Source organism: Occallatibacter riparius (assembly GCF_025264625.1).
Taxonomy (GTDB): domain Bacteria; phylum Acidobacteriota; class Terriglobia; order Terriglobales; family Acidobacteriaceae; genus Telmatobacter; species Telmatobacter riparius.
In genome coordinates this window covers 2,600,935-2,625,906 of the sequence record NZ_CP093313.1, presented here as the reverse complement: position 1 = coordinate 2,625,906, position 24,972 = coordinate 2,600,935, and the positions used below count along the sequence as shown (strand labels likewise).

Annotated in this window: 20 protein-coding genes and 5 tRNA genes; 6 read left to right on the top strand and 19 right to left on the bottom strand. The window is 60.0% G+C overall.

Annotated features, from left to right (window positions below):
* Positions 1-83: 83 nt before the first annotated feature.
* From rpoB to rplA, 4 genes are all read right to left on the bottom strand, one after another.
* Positions 84-4,571, bottom strand: coding sequence for a DNA-directed RNA polymerase subunit beta (rpoB, locus tag MOP44_RS10575; protein WP_260795999.1), 4,488 nt, complete (start codon positions 4,569-4,571; stop codon positions 84-86).
* 755 nt (positions 4,572-5,326) lie between these two features.
* Positions 5,327-5,704 (bottom strand): 50S ribosomal protein L7/L12, encoded by a 378-nt coding sequence (rplL, locus tag MOP44_RS10570; RefSeq protein ID WP_260795998.1) that lies wholly within the window; start codon positions 5,702-5,704, stop codon positions 5,327-5,329.
* Positions 5,705-5,907: 203 nt separating this feature from the next.
* Entirely contained in the window at positions 5,908-6,441 is a 534-nt protein-coding gene (gene rplJ, locus MOP44_RS10565; RefSeq protein ID WP_260795997.1) for a 50S ribosomal protein L10, read from the bottom strand.
* 206 nt (positions 6,442-6,647) lie between these two features.
* A complete protein-coding gene (rplA, locus tag MOP44_RS10560) occupies positions 6,648-7,358 on the bottom strand; it encodes a 50S ribosomal protein L1 (RefSeq protein ID WP_260795996.1) in 711 nt (236 codons plus the stop codon).
* A gap of 397 nt (positions 7,359-7,755) precedes the next feature.
* On the opposite strand from rplA, the gene MOP44_RS10555 reads away from it, so the two are divergent.
* Complete coding sequence (locus MOP44_RS10555) at positions 7,756-8,712, top strand: VWA domain-containing protein (RefSeq protein ID WP_260795995.1); 957 nt, start codon at positions 7,756-7,758, stop codon at positions 8,710-8,712.
* Between the two features lie 75 nt (positions 8,713-8,787).
* Here MOP44_RS10555 and MOP44_RS10550 read toward each other — a convergent pair whose 3' ends face one another.
* Positions 8,788-9,285: a carboxymuconolactone decarboxylase family protein gene (locus MOP44_RS10550; RefSeq protein ID WP_260795994.1), complete on the bottom strand. Its 498-nt coding sequence runs from the start codon at positions 9,283-9,285 to the stop codon at positions 8,788-8,790.
* A 90-nt stretch (positions 9,286-9,375) separates the two neighbouring features.
* Here MOP44_RS10550 and MOP44_RS10545 point away from each other — a divergent pair, with 90 nt between their 5' ends.
* Entirely contained in the window at positions 9,376-10,269 is an 894-nt protein-coding gene (locus tag MOP44_RS10545; protein WP_260795993.1) for a sigma-70 family RNA polymerase sigma factor, read from the top strand.
* Positions 10,270-10,324: 55 nt separating this feature from the next.
* On the opposite strand, the gene MOP44_RS10540 is transcribed toward MOP44_RS10545, so the two are convergent.
* A complete protein-coding gene (locus MOP44_RS10540) occupies positions 10,325-12,226 on the bottom strand; it encodes a PP2C family protein-serine/threonine phosphatase (protein ID WP_260795992.1) in 1,902 nt (633 codons plus the stop codon).
* Positions 12,227-12,436: 210 nt separating this feature from the next.
* Here MOP44_RS10540 and MOP44_RS10535 point away from each other — a divergent pair, with 210 nt between their 5' ends.
* The gene (locus MOP44_RS10535) at positions 12,437-15,415 is read left to right on the top strand and encodes a M14 family zinc carboxypeptidase (RefSeq protein ID WP_260795991.1); all 2,979 of its coding nucleotides are present in this window, start codon (positions 12,437-12,439) and stop codon (positions 15,413-15,415) included.
* A 267-nt stretch (positions 15,416-15,682) separates the two neighbouring features.
* Positions 15,683-16,183 carry a GNAT family N-acetyltransferase gene (locus MOP44_RS10530; protein WP_260795990.1) on the top strand — a complete coding sequence of 167 codons (501 nt, stop codon included), beginning with the start codon at positions 15,683-15,685 and terminating at the stop codon, positions 16,181-16,183.
* Between the two features lie 6 nt (positions 16,184-16,189).
* Here MOP44_RS10530 and MOP44_RS10525 read toward each other — a convergent pair whose 3' ends face one another.
* The 13 genes from MOP44_RS10525 to MOP44_RS10465 all read right to left on the bottom strand — a co-directional run bounded on the left by MOP44_RS10525 (position 16,190) and on the right by MOP44_RS10465 (position 22,560).
* The gene (locus MOP44_RS10525) at positions 16,190-17,914 is read right to left on the bottom strand and encodes a glycosyltransferase family protein (RefSeq protein WP_260795989.1); all 1,725 of its coding nucleotides are present in this window, start codon (positions 17,912-17,914) and stop codon (positions 16,190-16,192) included.
* A gap of 31 nt (positions 17,915-17,945) precedes the next feature.
* Positions 17,946-18,383, bottom strand: a complete 438-nt coding sequence (rplK, locus tag MOP44_RS10520; protein WP_260795988.1) for a 50S ribosomal protein L11 — start codon at positions 18,381-18,383, stop codon at positions 17,946-17,948.
* 164 nt (positions 18,384-18,547) lie between these two features.
* Positions 18,548-19,156, bottom strand: a complete 609-nt coding sequence (nusG, locus tag MOP44_RS10515) for a transcription termination/antitermination protein NusG (RefSeq protein ID WP_260795987.1) — start codon at positions 19,154-19,156, stop codon at positions 18,548-18,550.
* Between the two features lie 33 nt (positions 19,157-19,189).
* On the bottom strand, positions 19,190-19,483 hold the full coding sequence (secE, locus tag MOP44_RS10510; RefSeq protein WP_260795986.1) for a preprotein translocase subunit SecE: 294 nt from the start codon (positions 19,481-19,483) through the stop codon (positions 19,190-19,192).
* A gap of 46 nt (positions 19,484-19,529) precedes the next feature.
* Positions 19,530-19,605: transfer RNA gene (locus MOP44_RS10505), tRNA-Trp, on the bottom strand.
* 97 nt (positions 19,606-19,702) lie between these two features.
* On the bottom strand, positions 19,703-19,852 hold the full coding sequence (gene rpmG, locus MOP44_RS10500) for a 50S ribosomal protein L33 (protein ID WP_260795985.1): 150 nt from the start codon (positions 19,850-19,852) through the stop codon (positions 19,703-19,705).
* 121 nt (positions 19,853-19,973) lie between these two features.
* Positions 19,974-21,161, bottom strand: a complete 1,188-nt coding sequence (gene tuf, locus MOP44_RS10495) for an elongation factor Tu (RefSeq protein WP_260795984.1) — start codon at positions 21,159-21,161, stop codon at positions 19,974-19,976.
* A gap of 134 nt (positions 21,162-21,295) precedes the next feature.
* On the bottom strand, positions 21,296-21,649 hold the full coding sequence (locus MOP44_RS10490; RefSeq protein ID WP_260795983.1) for a hypothetical protein: 354 nt from the start codon (positions 21,647-21,649) through the stop codon (positions 21,296-21,298).
* 36 nt (positions 21,650-21,685) lie between these two features.
* Positions 21,686-21,760: transfer RNA gene (locus MOP44_RS10485), tRNA-Gly, on the bottom strand.
* A gap of 103 nt (positions 21,761-21,863) precedes the next feature.
* Positions 21,864-21,939: transfer RNA gene (locus MOP44_RS10480), tRNA-Thr, on the bottom strand.
* A 10-nt stretch (positions 21,940-21,949) separates the two neighbouring features.
* The gene (locus MOP44_RS10475; protein ID WP_260795982.1) at positions 21,950-22,189 is read right to left on the bottom strand and encodes a hypothetical protein; all 240 of its coding nucleotides are present in this window, start codon (positions 22,187-22,189) and stop codon (positions 21,950-21,952) included.
* A 34-nt stretch (positions 22,190-22,223) separates the two neighbouring features.
* A tRNA-Tyr gene (locus MOP44_RS10470) sits at positions 22,224-22,311 on the bottom strand.
* Positions 22,312-22,484: 173 nt separating this feature from the next.
* Positions 22,485-22,560 (bottom strand) — tRNA-Thr (locus tag MOP44_RS10465).
* A gap of 392 nt (positions 22,561-22,952) precedes the next feature.
* Here MOP44_RS10465 and MOP44_RS10460 point away from each other — a divergent pair.
* Positions 22,953-23,939 carry a CsgG/HfaB family protein gene (locus MOP44_RS10460; RefSeq protein ID WP_260795981.1) on the top strand — a complete coding sequence of 329 codons (987 nt, stop codon included), beginning with the start codon at positions 22,953-22,955 and terminating at the stop codon, positions 23,937-23,939.
* A gap of 176 nt (positions 23,940-24,115) precedes the next feature.
* A complete protein-coding gene (locus MOP44_RS10455; protein WP_260795980.1) occupies positions 24,116-24,955 on the top strand; it encodes a PEGA domain-containing protein in 840 nt (279 codons plus the stop codon).
* The last annotated feature ends 17 nt before the right edge of the window (positions 24,956-24,972 follow it).

The window sequence follows — 24,972 nt, the reverse complement described above, 5'->3', positions numbered from 1 at the left end:
TAAAACTTCAGAGCTTGTAGCTGGAGCTTGTAGCCGGTAGCTTTGTTCGTTCTTGCTACCGGCTGTTGGCTATCGGCTACGAGCTAATCGTCAGCGACCGCGGCCATAGTTTCAGGCGCGGGCGCTTTCTTAATCAGATCGGCGCGCTTGATGAGTTCCACGTCGAGGCACAGCGACTGCAGTTCGCGAATCAGCACGTTGAACGACTCCGGCACACCAGGCTCGATCGCCGCTTCTCCCTTGACGATGGCCTCGTAGATCTTCGTACGACCGTAAACGTCATCGGATTTCGCGGTGAGCAGCTCCTGCAGAATGTACGCAGCGCCGTAAGCTTCCAACGCCCACACTTCCATTTCGCCGAAGCGCTGTCCGCCAAACTGCGCCTTGCCGCCCAGCGGCTGCTGGGTGATCAGCGAGTACGGTCCGATGGAGCGAGCGTGGATCTTGTCGTCGACTAGGTGCGACAGCTTGAGCATGTAGATGTAGCCCACCGTTACTGGCTGCTCGAACTGCTCGCCCGTCATACCGTCGAACAGCGCCGTCTTGCCCGAAGTGGGCAGGCCGGCGGCCGTCAGGAGCGACTTGATCTCGCTTTCCTGCGCGCCATCGAAAACGTTGGTGCCGAACCAGATGCCGCGTTCCATACCGGCGGCGACCCGGAGCAGCGTCTCGTCGTCGAGATCTTCAAGCTGACGCAGAGCTGCTGTTCCAGCGAACTCCTTGCGGCATTCCTCCCGAACGAAGTTTGCATCGCTGTTCTGCTTGAGCAGCGCGGCGATCTTCTTGCCAAGTCCGGCAGCAGCCCAGCCGAGGTGCGTCTCCAGAATCTGACCGACGTTCATACGAGACGGAACGCCGAGCGGGTTCAGAACGATTTCGACCGGAGTGCCATCGGGGAGATACGGCATATCCTCTTCGGGCAATATGCGCGCGATCACACCCTTGTTGCCGTGACGGCCGGCCATCTTGTCACCCACCGAGAGCTTGCGCTTCATGGCGACGTAAACCTTGACCAGCTTAATCACGCCCGGAGGAAGTTCGTCCCCCTTCGCGAGCTTGGCGATCTTCTCGTTGGTGATCTTGCGCAACACTTCGATCTGGCGCGAAGTCATTTCCTCGATCTCATCGATCTGCTCGTTGACGCGGGGATCCTTGTCAGCGTAGCGGATACGCTTGAGGTTCTTGGTGGAGATACGCTCGATCGTTTCGCGATCGAGAATCGCGTCCTTAGTCAGCAGGCGCTTGTTGGTGCGCTCGTCGTGCAGGTCAGCCAGGACGGTCTTGCCGCCCAGGATGCCTTCGAGACGCTTCAAACGCTCATCGGTCAGAATGCGGATTTCATCGCCGAGGTTCTTCTCGAGCTTGGAAACATACTCCGCTTCGATCTGCTTGGCGCGCTCGTCCTTCTCCTGTCCCTTGCGGCTGAAAATGCGCACGTCAACAACCGTGCCTTCAATGCCCGGGGGGCAGGTGAGCGAAGCGTCGCGAACATCGCCTGCCTTTTCGCCGAAGATGGCGCGGAGCAGCTTCTCTTCCGGAGTGAGCTGCGTCTCGCCCTTGGGAGTGACCTTGCCGACGAGGATGTCGCCGTGCTTGATCTGGGCGCCGATACGGATTACGCCGCTCTCGTCCAGGTCGCGCAGCGCATGCTCGCTGACGTTGGGGATATCGCGCGTGATTTCCTCGGGACCCAGCTTGGTGTCGCGGGCTTCGATTTCGAACTCCTCGATGTGCACCGAGGTGTAGTAGTCCTCCTTCACCAGCTTTTCGCTGATAAGGATGGCGTCTTCGAAGTTGTAACCGCGCCACGGCATGAAGGCCACGAGGACGTTGCGTCCCAGAGCCAACTCGCCCTGCTCGGTGCAAGGACCGTCAGCGATGACCTGGCCCTTGATGACGCGCTCGCCTTCCCGCACAACCGGCTTCTGGTTGATGCAGGTGTTCTGGTTGGAGCGCTTGAACTTGATGAGCGTGTAAATGTCCGAACCAACTTCGCGCGACAACTGCGTGGGATGATGCTCGCCTTCGACGCGCACGATGATGCGCTCGGAGTCGACCGAGTCCACGATGCCGTTACGCTTGGCCAGCACCACGGCGCCCGAGTCGCGGGCCGTGACGCCTTCCATGCCGGTTCCGACGAGCGGAGCCTCAGCCACGAGCAGCGGCACCGACTGACGCTGCATGTTCGCGCCCATCAGCGCGCGGTTCGCGTCGTCGTGCTCAAGGAAGGGCACAAGCGAAGCGGCGACAGACACAAGCTGCTTCGGCGACACGTCGATGTAGTCGACTTCAGCACGGTTAACCAGCACGAAGTTGCCCTGGCGGCGTGCATTCACCAGGTCTTCAGTGATCTGGCCTTCGTCGTTGAACTCGATGTTGGCCTGCGCGATGGTGTGCTTGTCCTCTTCCCAGGCCGACAGGTAGAAGCTGTACGGAATGGAATCGATGGTACGCTTGCCGGCCTTCTTGAGCTGCTGGTTCAGGCGCGCAGCCTCGTCCTTCTCGATGTGGTCGCCCACGCGCATGCCGCTATCACCTGCGTTTGAGATCTCCACGTAATCGAGAATCTTGGCGTCCTTCACCTTGCGGTAGGGCGACTCGATGAAGCCGTACTCGTTGATGCGCGCGAAGCACGACAGCGAGCTGATCAGACCGATGTTCGGACCTTCCGGCGTCTCGATCGGGCAGATACGGCCGTAGTGCGTGGGGTGCACGTCGCGGACTTCGAAGCCCGCGCGTTCACGCGATAGACCGCCCGGTCCAAGTGCGGAGAGACGGCGCTTGTGCGTAATCTCCGAGAGCGGGTTGGTCTGGTCCATGAACTGCGAGAGCTGCGACGAACCGAAGAACTCGCGGATGGCCGCCATCACGGGTTTGGCGTTGATCAGGTCGTGCGGCATGGCCGTCGAGAGCTCCTGATAGACGCTCATCTTTTCCTTGATGGCGCGCTCCATACGGACCAATCCGATACGGAACTGGTTTTCCATCAGCTCGCCCACGGCGCGCACGCGGCGGTTGCCGAGGTGGTCGATGTCATCCACGATGCCGATGTTCTTGCGCAGCTTCAACAGGTAGCGAATGGTCGAGTAGAAGTCCTCGGGCGTCAGCGTGCGGTGATCGAGCGGCGTGGCGTCCTGGTTCTCATACAGCTTGATGTTGAACTTCAAACGGCCTACGCGCGAGAAGTCGTACTTGCGCGGATCGAAGAACATGCCTTCGAAGAGGGCAGTTGCGGTGTCGAGCGTCGGCGGATCGCCCGGGCGCAGCTTGCGGTAGATCTCGATCAGCGCCTCTTCCGGCTTGCGGATCGAGTCGCGGCGCAGCGTGTTGGTGATGATGTTGCCCACGTCGTCGCGCTCGGGGAAGAACACCTCGAAGGTGGTCGCACCCGACGCCAGCACCTTGTGCAGGCGGTCGGCAGTGAGCTCGACGTTGGCTTCGACGATGACTTCACCGGTGGCCATATCGACCACATCGGCAGCGGTCAGCGCGCCGTCCAACTCGGCCGATTCAACTTCGACCTTCTCGACGGCGGCGTTGCGCAACGCCTTCATGGTGTGCGGCGTGACCTTGCGGCCGGAGTGCGCAATCTCTTCGCCACCGTGCAGCACGGCATGTGCCGGCTTCGAACCGATCAGGTGCGTGTGCTGCTTGGGATCCTGCGGGATCGTCCAGAACAGCTTTCCGTCGGCGATCTGGATCTTGTCGACCGTGTAGAAGGTCTTCAAAATCTCTTCGTCCGAACGCAGGCCGAGTGCGCGCAGGAAGATGGTGCCGAGGAACTTGCGCTTGCGATCGATGCGGACATAGAGGGTGTTCTTCTGGTCGTACTCGAACTCAACCCACGAGCCGCGGTAGGGGATGATCTTGCCAAGGAAGTAGGTACGGTTGTTCGCCGTCTCGAAGAAGACGCCGGGCGAACGATGCAGCTGCGACACGATGACGCGCTCGGTGCCGTTCACGATGAACGTGCCGTTGGGCGTCATGAGCGGAATGTCGCCGAAGAAGACTTCCTGCTCCTTGATGTCGCGGATGGTCTTGTTGCCTGTCTCCGCGTCCTTGTCGTAGATAGTGAGGCGCACCGTGACCTTCAAAGGCGCGGAGAACGTCATACCGCGCTCTTCGCACTCCTGCTGGTCATACTTCAGCTGCAGGCTGACAGGGTCGCCGCACTTGTTGCAGAAGTCGGGGGTGTTTTTGTTGTAGTGTCCGCATTTGGAGCAGAGCACGTCGCCCGGAAGGAACGGGTCAGTGATGACCATCGATCCGCAGTTCGTACAAGCCGTACGCAGGTGATGGAGCCCCTTGAGGTGGCCGCACTTGCACTCCCAGTTGCCGATCGAGAAGTCCACAAAATCCAACTGCGAGATGCCCCGGAAGTCGGTAATCGGGAACACGGAGACAAACACCGACTGGAGGCCGGAGTCGTCACGCTCGTTGGGCAGCTTGTCCATCTGCAGAAACCGCTCGTAAGAACGGCGCTGCACTTCGATCAGGTTGGGAATCTGCGTTGCTGTTGGAATCTTGGAAAAATCGAGCCGGCTGCGAATCGCGCGCTTCTCGTTGGGCATGCTTCACTCCTGAGGCTCTCGGGTGCCGAACACAAGCCGCCCCGCTGGGGCCTGATCCGGGCCGGCGCCAGAGTCTCGGGTGGCGCCGACTGATTACGGGAAAGAACTCGTTTATCCTGGCTGGCTCGCCTCGATGCCAGCATTGACCGTTGCGCTAAAGGGACTACCTGCACAACAATCCACGCGCCAAGCCGATTGCCTGAAACACCGCGCCGATTTCCACCTCGAAGGCGTTGCCGACCGCTTGGGGAGTGCGCTAGACTGCGCACATCCGGAGAGCAGGACGCGCCAGGAAAGCCGCAAAAACCGGGTTCCTATGCGCTACGGGTGAATCTCAGAGCCGAAGGCCGCTGATCCACCTGATGGGAAGACACGAAAAGCTCGCGAGGACACGATGCCTCACGAGCGTAGCTCGATGCCTATGCTCCCATCCGAATTCTCAATCCTTGCTCTCTCGCCGATCCCAAATCTCGCTTCTGTCGCTCGCCGCCGCCCAACGCCATTTCGTCACCAGGATTCCGCCTAACCTGTTGACGCCGAGGTACTTCAGTTAAATCCGCGCAAAACCCGCCGCTCGAGTGCTTGGCCCTGCTCCAGACAGCCGGGTTTAATGTTGCCTGTTTGATGTCAAAAAGCGCAGCCCGGATTCCACCCCATTCACATGTGACGTACGGAATGAGACGGAAAGACGCGCAACCATTATGGTAGCGCGTTCAGTCCGGGCCTGCAAGTCTGTTGCCAGACGGGTGACGTAACTACTTGACTTCGATCGTCGCCACGCCTTCGAACTTCTTCTTGATCGCCTCAGCCTCATCCTTGGTGGCATTCTCCTTGAGCGCCTTGGGGGCGCCGTCCACCAGGTCCTTGGCTTCCTTCAGGCCGAGCGAAGTGACTTCGCGTACAGCCTTGATGGTGTTGATCTTGTTCGCACCGGCATCCTTGAGGATGACCTGGAACTCGGTCTTTTCTTCAGCCGCCGGAGCCGCCGCCGCGCCGCCGCCGCCAGCCACAACCACAGGGGCTGCCGCTGCCGCCGAAACGCCAAGACGCTCTTCCAGCTTCTTCACCAGAGCCGCCGCTTCCAACAGGCTCAGAGATACAATCTGCTCTTCCAACTGCGCGAGATCCGCCATTTTTCTTCTCCAAAATCAGAATTTGTGTTGCCCTGGCCGAAGAAAACCGAGGTCGAAAGTTTCCGATGCGCCAGACCTGCGCCCTCTCGTCCCGCTTCTACTGCCCAAACCTTGTGAGTTCATAGTCCTCAGTTCTTACTTCACAGTTTTCGGCTCCGATCGCCCACTGTGAACTACGAACTATGAACTACGAACTGCGGCAGCTACGCTGCCGTGAACTTTTCCTTCTCGACACCCTGGCCGAGAACCACCGCCAGATCGCGGCCGGTGGCGTTGAGAACCGTGGCCAGCCGCTGCGCCGGAGCATTGATGAGGAACAGCAGCTTCGAGAAGATCTCTTCCTTGCCCGGCATGGTCGCCAGAGCCTTGACATCTTCCACGTTCAGCAGCTTGCCGTCCACGATGCCCAGCTTGAACTGAAACTCCGCGTTCTCGCCCGCCCACTTCGCGAACACCTTGGCCAGAGCCACAGGGTCGCCAGAGGTGAACGCAACCGAGTTCACGCCCTTCAGGCCCTTCAGAGCATCCTCAACCTTGGTGCCCTTGCTGGAAACCGCGGCCAGCTTGTTCTTCACCACGCGATACTTGCCGCCCGCCTCGCGAATCACCTTGCGCAGCTCGAAATCCTTGGCTACGGTCAGCGCCTTGAAGGTGCCGATGATTGCGGTCGTCGAGGTCTCCAGCTCCTTGGCTAGCAGCTGGACCTTCTCCTGCTTCTTTGCTTTCGAAATCGCCATGTCTTCGCTCCGCTCAGACAGGGAATAGGGGACAGGGAACAGGGAACAGTAAAAACCGATCCGCTCTTTCCTCTTTCCCGACTCCCTCCAGCGCCCTCAGGCGCTTGCTACAAATTCAAATCTTCAAACTCACGAACCGGAGCACAAGGTAAACGGAACTGCCAAACCAACTGTTCCCCTATTCCCTGTTCCCTGTTCCCTGCCTTTTAGTGCTTGCCCGCCGCGTCGGCTACAGCCTGATCCAGCGGAACTCCCGGGCCCATCGTCGAGCTCAACGTCATGCTCTTGATGTACTTGCCCTTGGCCGCCGAAGGCTTGGCACGAACGATCGCCGTCACCACCGTGGTCGCGTTGTCCACCAGCTTCTGAGAGTCAAAGCTCAGCTTGCCCACGGGGACGTGCACCAGGCTGGTCTTGTCGGCGCGGAACTCCACCTTACCGGCCTTGATCTCCTTGACGGCCGCGGCCACATCCATGGTCACGGTGCCGGTCTTCGGGTTCGGCATCAGGCCCTTGGGGCCGAGAACCTTACCCAGACGGCCCACCACGCGCATCATGTCGGGGGTGGCGATCAGGGCATCGAAGTCGGTCCAGTTTTCCTTCTGGATCTTGTCGACCATCTCTTCGCCGCCCACGAAATCGGCGCCGGCTTCCTGCGCGTCCTTCTGGCGATCGCCGGTGGCGATCACGGCCACGGTCTTGGTCTTGCCCAGTCCGTGCGGCAGAACCACGGTTCCACGCACCATCTGGTCGGCGTGACGCGTATCGACGCCCAGACGCAGGGTCAGGTCGACGGTCTCATCAAATTTGGCGTACTTGACTTTCTGCAGAAGGCTGACCGCGTCCTGCAGATGATAGGCCGGCTGCGTGACAGCAGCGCGCGCCTTAGCAATATTCTTGCTGGCTTTCTTTGCCATGTTCCCTCGTCTCCCACCGCATTTGCCAGTCCTGAAACTCAGGAAACTCCCGATCCAGGGGCCACTTCCCGCCTCATCTGAAACGATCGGAAGTCCAAAAGCCGTGGTGCAGTTGACGGTCCGGCAAACGTCACCGGACACATTTACGGATCATATCGGATTGGAACCTGGATTGCAAACAGGCCCGGCTTCGACGGGGACAGCGGCGCGGTTGCGCAAGAATTCTTAACACTTCATAATTCCGCGAAATTCAAGTCGACTCTAATGCAAGATCCTTGCTCACAACTACTTCCAGCTACCCCGTTTCATACCCCAAGGCAACCAATTGGCGCCGCAACATATTTCTCCGAATTTCATCTATAGAAGTGCGACAAGGTCGAGAAGGAGACCCGTAGAGATGAATCTACTTAGACTTAGAACCAGAACAGCAGCGGTGGCGGGGGTCGCCGCAGCAGCACTGCTCGCGGTGCCGGTTTTCGCCCAGGGCGACAACCAGACCAAGGGGCAGGCCGTGATTACCGTGCTGCAGGATAAGGACGCCCCGGCAGCCAATGTTTCGCAGCAGAACCTCCAGGTAAAGGTGAACGGCAAGGATGCCACCATCACGAACTGGCAGCCGTTGCGCGGTGAGAGCGATCGCCTCGAGGTCGTGTTGATGCTTGACGGCGGCGCGCGCACCAGCCTCGCAACCCAATACGGCGACGTCAAGAACTTCATCAATAGTCTGCCGCCCGATGCTAAGGCCACGCTCGGCGTCATGCAGTACGGAACGGTGAAGCTGGCTTCGCCTTTGACCACCGACCGTAACGCGGTGCTGAAGGGCCTGCGCATCCCGTCGGGATTCCCCGGGCAGAACGCCAGCGCGTACATCTGCCTGTCTGACCTGGCGAAGCATTGGCCCTCGCAGGATCGCAGCGCCCGCCGCATCGTGGTCATGATCACGGACGGCGTGGACTACTACAACCCTGGATTCGATCTGCAGGACCCGTACATGGAGGCTGCCATCAAGGACTCGGTTCGCTCCGGCCTGGTTGTCTACTCCATCTACTGGCAGAACCAGGGCCGCTACGACCGTACCCGGATGGCGAACAGCATCGGGCAGAACCTGCTGCTGCAGGTTACCAAGGCCACAGGTGGCGAGAGCTACTGGCAGGGCTTAGGCAATCCGGTTTCGTTCCAGCCCTACTTCAAGGACATCGAGCACCGGCTCAATAACCAGTACGAAGTTGCCTTCACTGCTCCGGTCGCGAAGCCTGGAGTGGGAAGCATGAAGGTGAAGGTCAACGGCGCCAAGGTCGCAGCTCCGCAGCAGGTCTACGTGGGCCGCGGAATGACCGCCGGCGGCGCGATGTAATCACCTCGCCTAATCTGTAGATAGAAGCGCCGCTCATATTGACTGAGCGGCGCTTTTTTGTTGCTCCTGATTTCCTCAGCCCGCATGCGCGTGCTGCCGCTCCTCCACCCACTTACGCGCCTCGTCGGACTTGGCCCACTCGCCCGCGATCTGCCGGGTGGTCGCATTCACCCGGTTCCAGAAATTGATCACGGCGATCGAGAGCACCAGCGCCGCCAGTTCGCGCTCGTTGTAGTGCCGCGCCGCTTCGTTCCAGATCTCGTCTGAAACTGACTCGGGCCGATCCGCCAGCCGCGTCGCCGCTTCGGCCACCGCCAGCGCGGCGCGCTCCGCATCGGTGAAGTAAGGCGCCTCACGCCATGCCGACACCGCGAACAGGCGTTCATTCGTCTCGCCTGCACGCTCCAGTTCGCGTGCATGCATGTCCAGGCAGACTGCGCAGCCGTTGATCTGGCTCACACGCAGATGAACAAGCTCACGAGTCTTCTTGGAAAGCCCGCTCTTCTCGATCACGTTGTTGAAAGCAAGAAGGTGGGGCATAGCTTCAGGAAGGACCATGACGGGATTTTTCATACGTGCCTGCATATTCGGGGATCTCCTTGTCACATAGACTTGGTTTTGTACGTCATCACCATGACGAACCACAACGGGAGAATGTGACGGATGGATCAAAATCTTTGGCTGGCGGACGAGTTCGAAGCGAGCCGCGGACACCTTCGCGGCGTCGCCTACCGGATGCTCGGATCGCTCGCCGAAGCTGAGGACGCGGTGCAGGAAACCTGGCTTCGCCTGAGCCGCTCCGGGGCCGAAGGAATTGACAACCTGCGCGCTTGGCTCACCACCGTGGTCTCCCGCGTCTGCCTTGATATGCTCCGCTCCCGCACCGCCCACCGCGAAGAACCGCTGGAGCCCAACGCCCCTACCGGACCCGCGACTCACGCATCGACCCATCCGAATCCCGAACAGGAGGCGTTGCTCGCCGACTCTGTCGGTATCGCTCTGCTGGTAGTCCTCGACCGCCTCAATCCCGCTGAACGCCTCGCCTTTGTGCTGCACGACCTGTTCGATTTTAGCTTCGAGGAAATCGCCCGGATTGTCAGTCGCACCCCTGAAGCCGCCCGCCAGCTTGCCAGCCGCGCCCGCCGGCGCGTACGCGGTGCTGCCGAACCCACCACTCAACTCGCCCAGCAGCGCGAACTCGTCGGCAAATTCCTCACCGCCCTGCGCGCCGGCAACGTCGAGGGATTGCTCGACGTGCTCGATCCGGACGTGGTCGTACGCATCGATGCTGCCTCCGCGTTCACCGGCCAGTACGTGGAAGTGCACGGCGCATCCACTTGGGCCGGCGAGGCCGTCAAGCAGGCCAAGGGCGCTCGCTATGCCCACCCCGCCCTCATCAACGGAGACGTCGGCCTCGTCATCGCACCGCGCGGCCGGCTTTTCCGCCTGCTGCGTTTCGCGTTTCGCGACGAACGGATCTCGGAGGTGCAGGTCGTCGGCAATCGCACCGTCCTCGACACCTTTGAACTCTCAACCCTCGACGAGGGCGGTATGTAAACGCTTCGACGGCACGAAACACACGCCCGCCGTCCCCAATCCGGGCGATGCGTTTTCAGGTGCGCGGGGTGAGTGCCTCGGCCGGCTCGAACGCAATGCTGAGCACCGTAATGTCATCCTGCTGACCGAAGCTCTTTGCGGCCTCTGCCATTTGTTGCACGCTCTGTGTCGCCATGGCACGCGCGCGTTCAAACCCGAAGAGTTCGCCGGTTGCGTTCTGCGATTCCACCACTCCGTCGGACATAAACATGAGGACGTCTGAGGGCTCGAGCCGAATCTCCGTTTCGTCGTACTGCGCCGAGGGAGCGACGCCAAGAGGCAGGCCGCTTTCTACTTCCATGTCCTGGCCATTTCTGTAGGGCGGCAGGTGTCCCGCATTGGCGATCGTGAAGGTGCCATCGGTCGCAATCCGAACACACAGGCAGGTGGCCAGGCCGCCTACGCCGCTGGCACACAACACCTGATTCAAATGGCTGAGCATCTCCGCCGGAGCTTCATGTTCATGGCGCTCGCTCGCGCCCAGCAGCATGGCCCCTGTCATGCCGGCTGCCGTGCCCTTGCCACTCACGTCTCCCAGCAGCAGCCACTGCGATCCGTCCGCAAGCACGCGACAGCGATAGAAATCCCCGCCCACCTGCTGCGCCGGCAGAAAGACCGCCTCGGCGCGGATCTGCGGAGCCGTATCCATCTCCCGCGGTACAAGGATCCTCTGAATCTCCTGTGCCGCGCGCATCTCCGTTGCCAGGGCCGCACGCTCCCGGTTGTTCTGACGAATGCGCTGAATGAGAATCAGCGTCAATGCGATTACAACGGCCGCAATCGAAACAGACCGCACCGTCTGGAACGACAAGAAGAAATAGCTCGGCAAGTTCAACCAAGGAATCTGCGCGCCCAGGTAGAGCACATCCGTGCCCATCCAGAAGGAGCAGACGCAATAAAGCGCAAGCTGGGAGCGGGGCAACTTGTTGATGGGCCAGAATGCGGCCAGCGGCGCAAAAGACAGCAGTGTGTCCACCGGCATTAGAAAAGAGTTGACCGCCGGCGATGCGTCCAGCCAATAGCGCCAGGCAATGCTGAGGCGCAGCGGCAGCATTGCGCTAACGATGATAGCCGCGCAATCTACGGCATTGATGAGCATCAACACCCTGAAAAACCTGCTTATGGGTCGCCGCGCCAGCGCGAAAAAGAACGCAACGTAGAAGATCGCCTCGGAATTCCCGAGGGAGTACAGCAGGTACTCCACACGCGAAGGGATATGTACCGATGCAGCAACCAGGAATTCGTCGAATCGAATGAGCGCGAGCAGGAGCCATGTAAGAGCAGCCCACAGCAATACGCGCTGGCTGCGGTCGAAGAGATAGAGCACCAGGAAGAATAGCCCTGCGACGGCCATGATGCCGTTGCACAGCCATATGATCCAGCGCGAGCGCACCGCCTCAAGAACGTGCGCAGAATACTTGTCGCGCAGCAGGTTCGCGTCGCCCAGTAGAATCCATGGCAGCGGCTGCTGCCCGTAGAGCGTGGGCGAGTACGTGATCCGCACGGCCAGCGTGAACGGCTTCGGGCCCGCGATCTCCGAGGACTGATATTGATTGACCACGCCCACCGTGTGCGCACCCGTGCTCACGCTGCCAAAGCTCGCCACGAGCTGTCCGCTGATGAAAACTTCGTAGGAAGCATCGGCGGAGATCTGGAGCACCGGTTTGACCGCTGGAGTTACCTTCGCGGGATCCACCTGGCACCGCAGCCAGAAATGCGATTCCAGACTCGCGTCTTCAGACCACTGCGAAGCCGCTCGCCAGCCGGACTCGTCGAGATCAGGCGCAGCCCAGCGGGCGTCATCTCCCGCCCGGAACACGCAGTGTTCCGGTGCGACGAATAGCGCCGTCTGCGCGCACGCCACGTGCGCCAGCGAAAACAGAACGGTAGCAACGACGACCCGAAACAGCCTTCTCATGAGCGGCAGGAAGCGACCTCGTCTTCCCTTGATTGACAGAAGAGATGTGAATACCGGCACTATACACCTTGGGCGGCGTAGCCAGGCAGGGCCTTTCGTGAGTAGGCGTCCGAGTCTTCATTGAATTCCGCCCTCCCCGACGTGTAGGTTGTTAGGCATCGCATTGCGGCGCTTGTTCGCGTCCGCTCAAACACCAGACGAATGAGGACTATGAGACTCTTCCGGGTTTTCCTGCCTGCCTCCCTCTTGTGCGCCGCAGCACTTGCGGCTTCGGGCCAGCTTCCCAATCTCGACAGCAACTACGCGCGTGATCCCGCACAGCCCATCGACCAGTCCTACACAGACCACATCAAGAAGTACACGACCGATCCGTCGTTCGTGTCGCCTCTGGTGGACTACTTGCCGGCTTCGAAGACAGTCCCCACGCCGGCCAAGGTGCTCGGCGATGTCTCCGGCGCGCCCGACTTTCTGCCCTACGCGGAAGACGTCTACAAATACTTCCGCATGCTTGAGGCCGCCAGCCCGCGCGTGAAGGTCTACGCCATCGGACACACCGAGGAGGGCCGCGAGCAGATCGCCGCTGCGATCGCGGACGCGGAAGTGCTCAAGAACGCCGAAGCCAACAAGGCCCGTCTCGCGCAGCTTGCCGATCCGCGCACCATCAACTTCGACGATGCAAAGGCACGCACGCTCATCGATCAGTCGGTGCCCGTCTACTACATCACCGGCACCATTCACTCCCCGGAGACCGGAGCGCCGACGGCGTTGATGGAACTGGCCTATCGCCTCGCTGTCGATGATTCGCCCTATATCAAGTACATCCGCTCGCACATGATTGTGCTGATCACCCCGGTGGTCGAAGTGGACGGACGCGATCGCATGGTCGACGTCTACAAATGGCACAAGGCCAATCCGGGCAAGGACTATCCGCGCCTGCTTTACTGGGGTCACTACGTCGCGCATGACAACAATCGCGATGCCATGGGCATGACGCTCGACCTCACGCGCAACATCACCAACACCTTTGTGGATTGGCACGCTCAAGTCCTGCATGACCTGCACGAGTCTGTGCCGTTCCTCTACGACAACACCGTCGGCGACGGCCCTTACAACGCATGGGTCGATCCAACGCTGACCGACGAATGGGCCGAACTCGGCTGGAACAACATCGCGCAGATGCAGTCGTTCGGGATGCCTGGCGTGTTCACGCATGGTGACTTCGACACCTGGAGCCCGGGTTACCTAATGTTCATCGCCGCCATGCACAACGGCATCTCGCGGCTTTATGAGACCTTCGGCAACGGCGGCGCGGACACGGAGAAGCGCATCCTCACGCCAGAAGAATACTCGCGCACCTGGTATCGGCAGAATCCGCCGTGGCCCATCGTGAACTGGTCGCAGCGCGACAACAACAACTACGAGCAGACCGCGCTGCTGACCACGCTCTCGTACTTCTCGCACAACACGCGGCACTTCTTGGAGAACTACTACCAGAAGAGCAAGCGCTCCGTTCAGAAGCCCACGCTCGAAGGCCCCGCTGCCTACGTCATCGCCAATGATGACGCGCACACCAACCGCGATGTCGAACTATTGAAGGCCCTCCAGCGGCAGCACGTTGAGGTGCAGCAGCTCACCTCCGCTGCAACCGCCAATGTCCCCGGCGAGAAGCGCGAGGACAAACCCAAGCCGCAGACATTCCCGGCCGGTAGCATCGTTGTGCGCATGGATCAGCCTTTCTCCCGCATTGCCGATGCCCTGCTCGACAAACAGTACTGGGCGCCTGATGATCCGCAGAAGCACCCATACGACGACACTGGATGGTCGTTCAGCGCGCTGTTCAACCTGAAGGTCACGCGCATCAGCGATCCGGCAATCCTCAAAGCGGAGATGAAGCCGCTCACCGATCCCGAGTCGATCTCCGGCAAAGTAACGGGCTCGGGCTCGGTGCTTGCGATCAACAACTCCGGTCAGACTACCCTCCTCTCGCTGCTATTCAAGCTGAAGGATGCGAACGTCAAGGTTGCGGAGAAGGCCTTTGATGCCGACGGCAATCACTTCAACGCAGGCTCGCTGCTTGTTTCCAGCGCATCGGACGATCAACTCAATAAGTCTCTGCATGACCTTGCACTGGATGGATCGCGGCTGAGCGCGGCTCCGCAAGTGACGACGCACGACGTGAAGGCTCCGCGCGTTGCCATGATGCACACCTGGCTCGCGACGCAGACCGAAGGCTGGTGGCGTTATGCATTCGACACAGCCGGCGTGCCCTTTGACTACATCAGCACGCAGACAGCGGCGAAGACTGACGACCTGCGCTCGAAGTACGACGTCATCATCTTCGCTCCGGTATCGCGCGTCAGTGCTAACGACATCGTCAACGGCATGCCGATGTGGCACAACGCCATGCCATGGAAGAAGACTGACCTCACCCCGAATCTTGAAGTGGGCGGCGACTCGACGGACGACGTTCGTCCGGGACTCGGCTATGAGGGCCTCGCTCACCTCAAAAAGTTCGTCGAGGACGGCGGACTGCTAATCACGTGTGAAGATACTGCGCAGTTCGCTATCGACACCGGCCTCGCTCCCGGCGTCAGTGTCGCGTCCACAGCGGATGCGCGCGTGGTCGGCAGCGTGCTCAACTCGACCTTCGTCAACAAGGAAAGCCCGATCGCTTTCGGCTACGATGCCAATCTTCCAGTAATGAGTGCGAGCGGGATGGCCTTCAATATCGCCAATACCGTAGGCCGTGGGGGCGGACGCATCCTCATGGATCCCTATTCAGAACGGCCGACGGGCCGCGGAACCCTGGAGGAAAACGACGAGCCGATCGCCCGCAAAGCGATTGAAGCCGAGCCACTCCAGAAACAGAAGCCGTGGGAAGCGCGGAAGCTGAATGAAGATCAGATGCGCAACAATCCCAGCGTGATTCCGGAGCAGTACCGGCCGGATGTCATTCTGCGCTTCACGGACGCAAAGACGCTTCTGCTCTCCGGTCTTCTCGACAAATCGGGCAGCATCGCGGAGCGCGCCATCGTTGTCGACGCACATCTGGGCCAGGGAAACGTGCTCCTGTTTGCCAACAACCCCATCTATCGCGGCGAGACCATCGGCACATACGGCCTGGTATTCAATGCCATCCTCAATCACGACCATCTGGAGAAGACACCCGCAGCGGAGGAGAAGAAATAGCAGTCTCAGGGAGCAGCACCGCTCTGCTTGCTGTTCCCTGTTGCCTGTTCCCTCTTCCCTGCTTTTGTGTCAAACTGTCACGCATGGGGAATAAAGACAAAGGCAAGAAGGAAACCAAGAAGGCTCCCAAGCCGAAGCCGAAACCAGAGCCAAGCCGGCGCGAAGTTTTCACGCCACAGCCCAAATGACAAAGCCCTCCCGCCCTGGGAGGGCTTTCCAATTTTCTGCCAAATGGGTGAGTCTGGCAGCGGCCGATAAAATCTCAAAATGCTGATCCGCCCGGCTGTCCCTCAAGATGCACTTGCAGTCGCACGCGTTCACGTGCGCTCCTGGCAAGCAGCCTATCGGGGACTTCTTCCCGCAGAGTACCTTGACAGCCTGCGGCCCGAAGACCGCGCCGCACGCTACGACTTCTCCCACACTGCCCCTCTGAGACCTCGCACAATCGTAGCTGAGATCCAACAGGGAATCTGCGGATTCGCTACAACCATGCCGTCGCAGGACCTTCCAGATCGCGGCGAGCTTTGTGCGCTCTATCTAGCGCCTGAGTTCTGGGGCCGCGGCGTTGGGTTGGCTCTGATTGAAGCTGCACGCGCTCATCTGCTCGAACAGGGATTTGGCTCCGCGGTCCTATGGCTGCTCAAAGGGAATGTGCGCGGCGAGCGCTTCTATCGCCGCGATGGCTGGCTCCCGGACGGAGCCTGCAAAAGCGATCGAATCTGGGACATTGATGTCGAGGATTTCCGTTACGTGCGGCCGCTGCCTTGAGCGGCATCACTTGCGCCGGTACACGTCATATCCTGCGAGCGACTGAAACAACGCGAAATCGCGCCGAACGAACTGCAGCGTCTCATCGAAGCCTGGCATGGCATTCGCCTTCGACTGCAGCACACGCTTCACGATCACCCAGCGCACGTCGCGCCTGCGCGCTTCGGCCATCAATTGAGCCGGCGAATACGGATCGGTCGCGGGATCGAACAGCGTGACCGGAAACCGCGGCACGCGGCCCGTGGCAAAGTAGAACGGATCTTCACCGGGCAAAAGCACAAGAGCATCGCCGGCCGGAATTTCGCGATCAGCGAATGCGATTAATTCATCCAGGTTCGTGAGGTACGGACCCCGATCCGCCGCGCCACGCAACGCCGTAGTCTGCGCCAACTCGACTGGAGCGTCCTCGGGAATGTCGACGTAATTCAGCCGTTCGAGCGAAGCCGCATACAAGCCGCCGCACGTAGCGAAGATGACACACGCAACTACTGCCACGCCGATCGCGGCCGGCCGCACCGCGCGCGGCATCTCGGCCAGCACGACTGCGATCAACACCATGAGCAATGGCCACAACGCGTACGTGGATCCCCACAACTGCTGAGAAAGGAAGCTTCCGTGAATGCCGGCAAGCACAATGAACGGTATCGCGGCCCGCACGTTCAGGCCGCGGCGCAGAGACCAGAGCGCGATGGCGCCCGCCGCCAGCATCCACACCGGCCACAGCGCCAGCAGGTTATCAGCCCGCTCATCCGCGTCATCTTCCATCAGCAGAAAGATCAAGCTGTAGACAAATGGCGCGGCCATCAACGCACATGCAAGAATCTTTCCCCAAGTCGCATGTGCAAACCGAGACCAGCACAGCGCCAGTCCCGCCGCAAGCATTGGTGCCATCCACAGAAGTGACGGCTGCTCGTAGACAGAAAGCATTGCAGAGAGCCCCGGCATCCGGCGCTGTGCCGCGAACTCCACCGTCCAATGAATGTAGTTGTGCAGACCTGCGGTAGCGCTGAGAAGTCCCAAAGCAAGAAAGATTGCTGCGATGATTCCAAGGAGCACAACCGCGTAGCTTGAGCGGATTGCGGAGCGCACCGAACCGTGCGTCACAAGCAGAGCAATCACGGCGGCTGTCACCGCGGCCAGAAACGGCAATCCCATGTTCTGCTTCACGAACAGCGGCAGCACGCAGGCCGCGCCGACGCAGAACGGAGTCACCCATCCACGGCTCTCGTCCACCCTCATCAGCAGCAACATCGCGACGAGAATCGCCAGCGAGCAATCGCAGTCATAAATCGGGTACGGATAGATCGCGTAGATGCCGACGACGATCAGTGGCGCGGAGAGCGCCAGCGATATCCACCATGCGCCCCGCAGAGTCTGCAGAACGATTCGCCATGCGATTACGCTACCCAGCCCGCCGGCGACTGCCGCATAAATCACTGGCACAAGCATGTGCCTTCCAAACAACTTGATCAGCCCCGCCTGGATCAGAAACGTGACCGGCGCATGTACAAGCGGAAAATCGCGGTACGGCATCTGCCCCAGCGCAATGCGCCAGCTCGTATCGAGCAGATACCCGAGATCCCACAGCACCGCGACGCGCGTGTTTTGCCAACCCACAAACGCGGCGGAGCCCATAAACAGAATGGCGGCTGCGAAGGCATCTCGCAGCCGCCATTGCTGTGTCTCTTGCCTGTACTGCATTCCGCCGCCGCTCTCGGCGCCGTTTTCCATGTGCTCTCTTGCAGCGGGCGGAGTAGAAAAACTACGCTACGACTTCGATCCCCATCGAGCGGGCAGTGCCCTTGATGCTCTTGATGGCCGTCTCGACGCTCGCGGCGTTCAGGTCGGGCATCTTCTGGGTGGCGATCTCGCGCACCTGCTTCTCAGTCACCTTGCCCACCTTGTCCTTGTTGGGGGTGCCTGCGCCCTTGGTGATGCCGGCCGCCTTCTTCAACAGGATGGCTGCGGGAGGCGTCTTGGTCACAAAGGTGAAGCTGCGGTCCGCATACACCGTGATGACCACGGGGATGATCAGTCCGGCCATCTCCTTGTTCTGCGTACGAGCGTTGAACTGCTTGCAGAACTCCATGATGTTGACCTGCGCCTGACCGAGCGCGGGACCGACCGGCGGCGCCGGGGTCGCCTTGCCGGCTTCAATCTGCAGCTTGACGTAAGTAGATACCTTCTTCGGAGGTGCCATGGATGCTTCCTTTGGAACCAGCTACTAGCTCCTAGCCTCTAGCTTCTAGCTGTTCTTTGTTCCTTGCAAATTTTGGTGTTGCCCTTCGAGCGTTCGCTCTAAACCGGAGGCGGCTAGGTCCTCGCACCGGCTAGAAGCTAGAAGCTAATAGCTAGAAGCTGCAACTACTCAATCTTTTCGACCTTGCCGAACTCCAGTTCGACGGGTGTCGAGCGGCCGAAGATCGTAACCATGACCTTCAGCGTCTCGCGATCTTCATTGATCTCATCCACCACGCCGTTGAAGTTCGCGAACGGACCATCGGTGATGCGCACCGACTCGTTCTTTTCAAACTTGATCTTCATCCGCGGTTTGTCTTTGACGGTCTCGCTGCGGAAGAGGATCGAACTCACTTCTTCCTCACTCAACGCCACGGGCTTGTCACCCGTACCTAGGAAGCCAGTCACCTTCGGCGTCTCTTTGAGAACATGCCAAAGGTTGTTGTCGAGTTCCATCTCAACCAGCACGTAGCCCGGCAGGAACACCCGCTCCACCGTGCGCTTCTTGCCGTTGACAATCTCGGTCACCGGTTCGGTAGGAATCATCACGCGGCCGACACGGTCGCCCAGCCCAAACGCCTGCACGCGGCTCTGGATCGACTCCCGCACCTTGCGCTCAAATCCTGAATAGGCATGCAGAATATACCACTTGAAGCGTGGATTGGCTTCAGGCTGGCCTTCCGGCTGCTGCTCCGGTGTGGGTTGCTCGGCGGATTGTTCCACTTCGTCTGCCATCTTGCTCTCTTGTTCCAGCGTCATCGGGGAGCCTTACTGTGCGCCCAGCTTGTGCAGAATCTGCTCGACTACACGGCTGAAAAAGGCGTCTACCGCGAAGAAGAACAATCCGAAGATGAACACGGCCACGATCACTACGGTCGTGGTCGACTCCACTTCCTTGCGGCTCGGCGTCACCACTTTGCGCATCTCGGCGCGCACGTCACTCAGAAAGTTGGTGAACTTGCCCCAGGTGCCCGTCACGTTGCCCGTGAAGTTCGAGACCGCGTTGGGTTCCTGCTTTTTCAGCGGCCGTTCATCGTTCATGACTGTTGCCTTCGTTGACATACTGCTGTTTCCTTCGGTCCGGCTTCGAACCGGATCATTCCTAAACTGGCAGGGGCGGAGGGATTCGAACCCCCAAGTTCGGTTTTGGAGACCGACAGTTTAACCGTTGAGCTTACGCCCCTAAGGGCAGGGAGTAGGGATCAGGGAATAGGGAATAGTATCATCGTGCCAGACCGGCCGTGTCTTCTATTCCCTACTCCCTACTCCCGGTTCCCTGCTTTACTTCGTTTCCTTGTGCGCCTGGTGCTTGCGGCAGCGGTTACAGAACTTCTTGAACTCGAGACGGCCCGTGGTCGTCTTCTTGTTCTTCGTCGTTGAGTAGTTCCGCTCCTTGCACTCAGTGCACTGCAATGTCACAATTTCCCGCATTTCTCAATCCTAACCGATTCGGCGATTTTCTTCCCGTTCGCCGCAAATCCTTTTGATTCAGCTAACCTGACCAGCCCAGGTTTCCGCGCCCGCGAGGGCGCAGTCGCCTGGACGGTCAGTCCTACTTGATGATTTCCGCAACCGTGCCGGCGCCCACCGTGCGTCCGCCTTCGCGGATAGCAAAGCGCAGACCCTTTTCCAGAGCCACAGGCGTAATCAGCTCGATCGTCAATTCCACATTGTCGCCCGGCATCACCATCTCCGTGCCTTCCGGCAGCTCCGCAACTCCCGTCACATCGGTCGTACGGAAGTAGAACTGCGGACGGTAGCCCTTGAAGAACGGAGTATGACGGCCGCCTTCTTCCTTCGACAGAACGTACACCGTGCCCTTGAAGTTGGTGTGCGGCGTGATCGATCCGGTCTTGGCCAGAACCATGCCGCGCTCCACGTCTTCCTTGGGAATGCCGCGCAGCAACAGACCAGCGTTGTCGCCAGCTAGACCTTCGTCCAGCTGCTTCTTGAACATTTCCACGCCCGTCACAACCGTCTTGCGCGTCTCGCGGAAGCCAACGATCTCGACTTCCTCGCCCACCTTCACCTTGCCGCGCTCGATACGGCCCGTCACCACGGTGCCACGGCCAGAGATCGAGAAAATGTCTTCAATCGGCATTAGGAACGGCAGATCCACAGCGCGGTTCGGCTGCGGAACATACTGGTCCACCGACTCCATCAGCTCGTCAATCTTCGCTTCCCACTGCGCTTCGCCGTTCAGCGCGCCCAGGGCAGAGCCGCGGATCACCGGAACATCATCGCCCGGGAACTGGTACTTCGACAGAAGCTCACGAACTTCCATCTCCACCAGATCGATCAGTTCCGTGTCTTCCACCGCGTCGCACTTGTTCAGGAACACCACCATCGACGGCACGCCCACCTGGCGGGCAAGAAGCACGTGTTCCTTGGTCTGCGGCATCGGTCCGTCAGTGGCCGCAACCACCAGGATCGCGCCGTCCATCTGCGCCGCGCCCGTGATCATGTTCTTGATGTAGTCGGCGTGGCCGGGGCAGTCCACGTGCGCGTAGTGGCGGTTCTTGGTCTCGTACTCCACGTGCGCCGTCGCAATCGTGATACCGCGCTCCCGCTCTTCCGGTGCGTTATCGATCGAGTCGAACGAACGGAACGCGATCTTCGGGTTGTGCTTCGACAATACCTTCGTGATCGCCGCCGTCAACGTCGTCTTGCCGTGATCGATGTGTCCAATCGTGCCCACGTTCACGTGAGGCTTCGAACGATCAAATTTTTCCTTCGCCATTGCGTGTCCCTTTCGTTGGACTTCAAAACCAGCCTTCAGCTCTCAGCCGTCAGTTCAAACTCTTTGCAGTGCCCACTCGGCCAGCCTCGTCGTCAATCTGACAACTGACCACTGATCCCTGACCACTGCTTATCTCAGTAGTACGCGTACGCCTTGAAATACCGCTGCCGCAGCGCATCCGGCACCTGCTCCACCAGTCTCAGGTATCGCTCGCGGGTCAGTGCCTGGTCGCTTACCGGCAGGCTCTGATAAACCGCCAGGGCATCCTTGCCTAGATACCCACGCTGAATAACAGTCTCGAAATCCCGGATGGGCAGCTTCGCCTTCACCACGCGGTTCAGAAGCACTTCCACATCGCTCTGGGCAAACGCTGCGTCCAGCATCGAGTGCAGCTGCGCATACCCCTTCTGATCCTGGACGGCGATCGTCGCCTGCTCGAACATCTTTGCCACTTCCAACCCCTGCTGCTGATCTGCCTGGAATTGCACTGCCTGGACTTGCTCTTGCCGAAAACTACTGAACTTTGGAGCGGGAGACGGGACTCGAACCCGCGACCAACAGCTTGGAAGGCTGTGACTCTACCACTGAGTTACTCCCGCAAAAACCCAGTGATTAGGGGTCAGTGTTCAGTGATCAGAATCGGCCCGTACATCCGCTGGGCTTGCTGACCACTGATCACCGACCACTGATCACTCGCATTTCTGGAGCTGATGACCGGGATTGAACCGGTGACCTCTCCCTTACCAAGGGAGTGCTCTACCAACTGAGCTACATCAGCCCTTCTAAACCTACTTACCACCCCGCCGGATCCGGTCGGCCTGCATGGCCATCACCGTGCGGAAGACAAACATGGCGAGGATGAACTCCACCACCCATCGCACTTCCACTGGCCGGCCCAACACCACAACCGAGCCCTCACCGATGGTAAACCACACCAGCACCGCCAGCACTCCGAACATCGCCAGCGCTATCGGGTACCGCCGCTCGAGATCCGAACCGTTGCGCGTTCCCTGCTGCTCATCGCGCATTGCTCAACCTCTCGCCCAACCCCGATCCAAAACATGGTGCACAGGGGAGGATTCGAACCTCCGTAGCTCCAAGGAGCGGCAGATTTACAGTCTGCTGCCATTAACCACTCGGCCACCTGTGCAACTCGTCCCGCCCATTCGGAAACCCTTTCCGCGCACCAGCATTCCACCGGACCGTTTCTCCGGCCTTTGCGCTGCATGCACCTGGAGGTGGGATCACCGCAGGGACAGGCCCGATGCTTACCGTTCCAGCATCGGAAAACTCTAGTGCCTTCAGCCCCATCGTTCTCTTGAGTGGAGCTGGCGAAGGGATTTGAACCCCCGACCCTCTGATTACAAATCAGATGCTCTACCAGCTGAGCTACGCCAGCCCTTCGAGCGCCCCTGCTTTTCCAGCAGAATCGCCCTCTTGACCACTCCGGAAAACCGCCCGGAACCCTCAGAAATTAGCGGACACACCAGCGTTCCGCGCGTTCTTCGGCACAGAACTAAAGGTTAGCATAGCGGTGCGCACCGAGCAAACCACTTCAAGCCTGTGCATGCCCGTGGAAAACCGCCGTCAGCGCCCCTCCCCGTCACAATCCGCGCCCCACCGCCACACTGGAACGGGAATCGAAGCGAGCTAATGCCTTCCGTCTGCATTTCTGAGCCCTGCAGCCCTGGGACTCGCTCTCTTTTTCCTTGACATCAGCGCCAATCCGATTGACGCTGATGCTCGATTCCACTATTGACATTGGGCTCCAACTCTAAATAGCCGAGGCTCATGATGAAATCGCTTCTCTCCGTCCGCGTATTGGCTCTTCTCCTGGCCGTGACCACGGCCCTTTCCGCTCAGGCTCAGCGCAAGGCGCGCATAGCAGTCATGGACTTCGATTACGCCACCGTGCAGAGCTACTCCTCCGCCATGTTCGGCAGCAATATCGACGTGGGCAAGGGAGTCACCGATCTCCTGATCGCCGGCCTCGTCAAGAACGGCACCTACTCCATCATTGAGCGTTCCGCGCTCGACAAGATCATGGCCGAGCAGAATTTCAACAACTCCCAGCGCGCCGATCCCTCCAGCGCCGCTAAACTCGGCAAACTGCTGGGCGTTGACGCCATCATCGTTGGCTCCGTCACGCAGTTCGGCAACGAGACCAAAAAGACCAACGTGGGCGGAGGCGGAGGCGGCTGGCACGGCTACGGCCTCGGCGGCGTGGGCCACTCCAAGTCCAATGCCAACGTCGGCCTCACCGCGCGTATCGTGAACGTTGAAACCGGCGAAATCCTCGCCATCGCTGAGGGTGCGGGCACTTCCGCACGTTCGTCCACCTCGCTGCTTGGCGGCGGCGGCAACTGGAGCGGTTGGGGCAACGGCGCCGTCGACTTCGGTTCCTCCAACTTCCAGGAAACCATCATCGGCGAGGCCACCAAGCAGGCCGTCGACACGCTGACCGCGTCGGTCGTCTCCGACGCTCCCAAGGTCGCTATCCACAAGGTCACAGTGGACGGCCTCGTAGCCGCGGTTGACGGCGGCCAGATCGTTCTCAACGTCGGCAAGAAGGGCGGCGTCAACGTCGGCGATCAGCTCGAAGTCATTCGCGTCACCAAGGAAATCAAGGACCCCGAGACCGGCGCTGTCATCCGCCGCCTCACCTCCACCGTCGGCGTGATCAGGGCCACGGACGTCGATGATGCATCGGCCGTCTGCTCACCCGTCAGCGGCACGGGCTTCCAGACCGGCGACCGCGTCCGCAGCATGGCACAGTAGCCCGTTTCATCAAAGCACTCGCACACAGCCCGCCGCATCGCTCCGGCGGGCTGTGCTGCGTTGGTCAGTGAAAATCACACAGAAGACGTATCAGAGACACTTGCATCGACCGCCACGCTAGGTAGATCATTCCCTCGCCTCCCAAAAAAGCAATAGACCCTCGGGAAAGGACCAGAATGATCCGCACGTGTGTTCGATTTTGCCTCTTTGTCAGCCTCTCTGCCTCAGTTCTCGCCCAGCAAGCAGCCGTTACGCCGGGAACAGTGAACAATCCCCCAGTGCCCTCCACGCCGCCCCCTCCCCACACGCTGCTCGACGGAACTCCCGTCAAGCTGCGCCTCACTCAGACGATCTCTTCCGCCAATGCGAAAGTTGGCCAGGAGATCCCATTTGAGGTACTTGAGGATCTCAAGGTTGACGACACCGTCGTACTTCCCAAGGGGGCAACGGCCATCGGCACGGTTACGGAAGCGAATCCAAAAAAGAGCATGGGCCGCGGTGGAAAGCTGAACATCAGCATCACCTATGCGCGCCTGGCCGACCAGGAGAAAGCCGCACTACGCGCCGTCCAAGACAACAAGGGCGGCGGCCACATTGGGGCCATGACAGGCGCAATGGTCGCCACATCCATCGTCTTCTTTCCCGCCGCGCCTCTGTTCCTCTTCATCCATGGCAAAGACATCACCATCCCGCAAGGAACCGAAATCACCGCCTTCGTCCAGGGTGACATGCATCTGGACATGATGAAATTCGGCGCGGCTCCCGCTGTGGCCGCTGCACCCACCCCGACCGCCGCTCCTGCAGGTCAAGCTGGCGTCTACATCGAATCGACACCTTCCGGAGCGGATATCAACGTCGACGGCAACTTCGTAGGCAGCACGCCATCCACCGTCTACGTAGCAATCGGTGAACACGAGATTACCGTTCTCAAGAGGGGATTCACGTCATGGACGCGCAAGATGAATGTGAGTGGTCCCACCATCCACCTGTCCGCAGATCTCGATAAGGCAAATTGAGGATTGTGGAAGGATGC

Coding starts and splice junctions, on each gene's coding strand:
- rpoB (WP_260795999.1), bottom strand. CDS start 4,571: ATGCCCAACGAGAAGCGCGCGATTCGCAGCCGGCTCGATTTTTCCAAG.
- rplL (WP_260795998.1), bottom strand. CDS start 5,704: ATGGCGGATCTCGCGCAGTTGGAAGAGCAGATTGTATCTCTGAGCCTG.
- rplJ (WP_260795997.1), bottom strand. CDS start 6,441: ATGGCGATTTCGAAAGCAAAGAAGCAGGAGAAGGTCCAGCTGCTAGCC.
- rplA (WP_260795996.1), bottom strand. CDS start 7,358: ATGGCAAAGAAAGCCAGCAAGAATATTGCTAAGGCGCGCGCTGCTGTC.
- MOP44_RS10555 (WP_260795995.1), top strand. CDS start 7,756: ATGAATCTACTTAGACTTAGAACCAGAACAGCAGCGGTGGCGGGGGTC.
- MOP44_RS10550 (WP_260795994.1), bottom strand. CDS start 9,285: ATGAAAAATCCCGTCATGGTCCTTCCTGAAGCTATGCCCCACCTTCTT.
- MOP44_RS10545 (WP_260795993.1), top strand. CDS start 9,376: ATGGATCAAAATCTTTGGCTGGCGGACGAGTTCGAAGCGAGCCGCGGA.
- MOP44_RS10540 (WP_260795992.1), bottom strand. CDS start 12,226: ATGAGAAGGCTGTTTCGGGTCGTCGTTGCTACCGTTCTGTTTTCGCTG.
- MOP44_RS10535 (WP_260795991.1), top strand. CDS start 12,437: ATGAGACTCTTCCGGGTTTTCCTGCCTGCCTCCCTCTTGTGCGCCGCA.
- MOP44_RS10530 (WP_260795990.1), top strand. CDS start 15,683: ATGCTGATCCGCCCGGCTGTCCCTCAAGATGCACTTGCAGTCGCACGC.
- MOP44_RS10525 (WP_260795989.1), bottom strand. CDS start 17,914: ATGGAAAACGGCGCCGAGAGCGGCGGCGGAATGCAGTACAGGCAAGAG.
- rplK (WP_260795988.1), bottom strand. CDS start 18,383: ATGGCACCTCCGAAGAAGGTATCTACTTACGTCAAGCTGCAGATTGAA.
- nusG (WP_260795987.1), bottom strand. CDS start 19,156: ATGGCAGACGAAGTGGAACAATCCGCCGAGCAACCCACACCGGAGCAG.
- secE (WP_260795986.1), bottom strand. CDS start 19,483: ATGTCAACGAAGGCAACAGTCATGAACGATGAACGGCCGCTGAAAAAG.
- rpmG (WP_260795985.1), bottom strand. CDS start 19,852: ATGCGGGAAATTGTGACATTGCAGTGCACTGAGTGCAAGGAGCGGAAC.
- tuf (WP_260795984.1), bottom strand. CDS start 21,161: ATGGCGAAGGAAAAATTTGATCGTTCGAAGCCTCACGTGAACGTGGGC.
- MOP44_RS10475 (WP_260795982.1), bottom strand. CDS start 22,189: ATGCGCGATGAGCAGCAGGGAACGCGCAACGGTTCGGATCTCGAGCGG.
- MOP44_RS10460 (WP_260795981.1), top strand. CDS start 22,953: ATGATGAAATCGCTTCTCTCCGTCCGCGTATTGGCTCTTCTCCTGGCC.
- MOP44_RS10455 (WP_260795980.1), top strand. CDS start 24,116: ATGATCCGCACGTGTGTTCGATTTTGCCTCTTTGTCAGCCTCTCTGCC.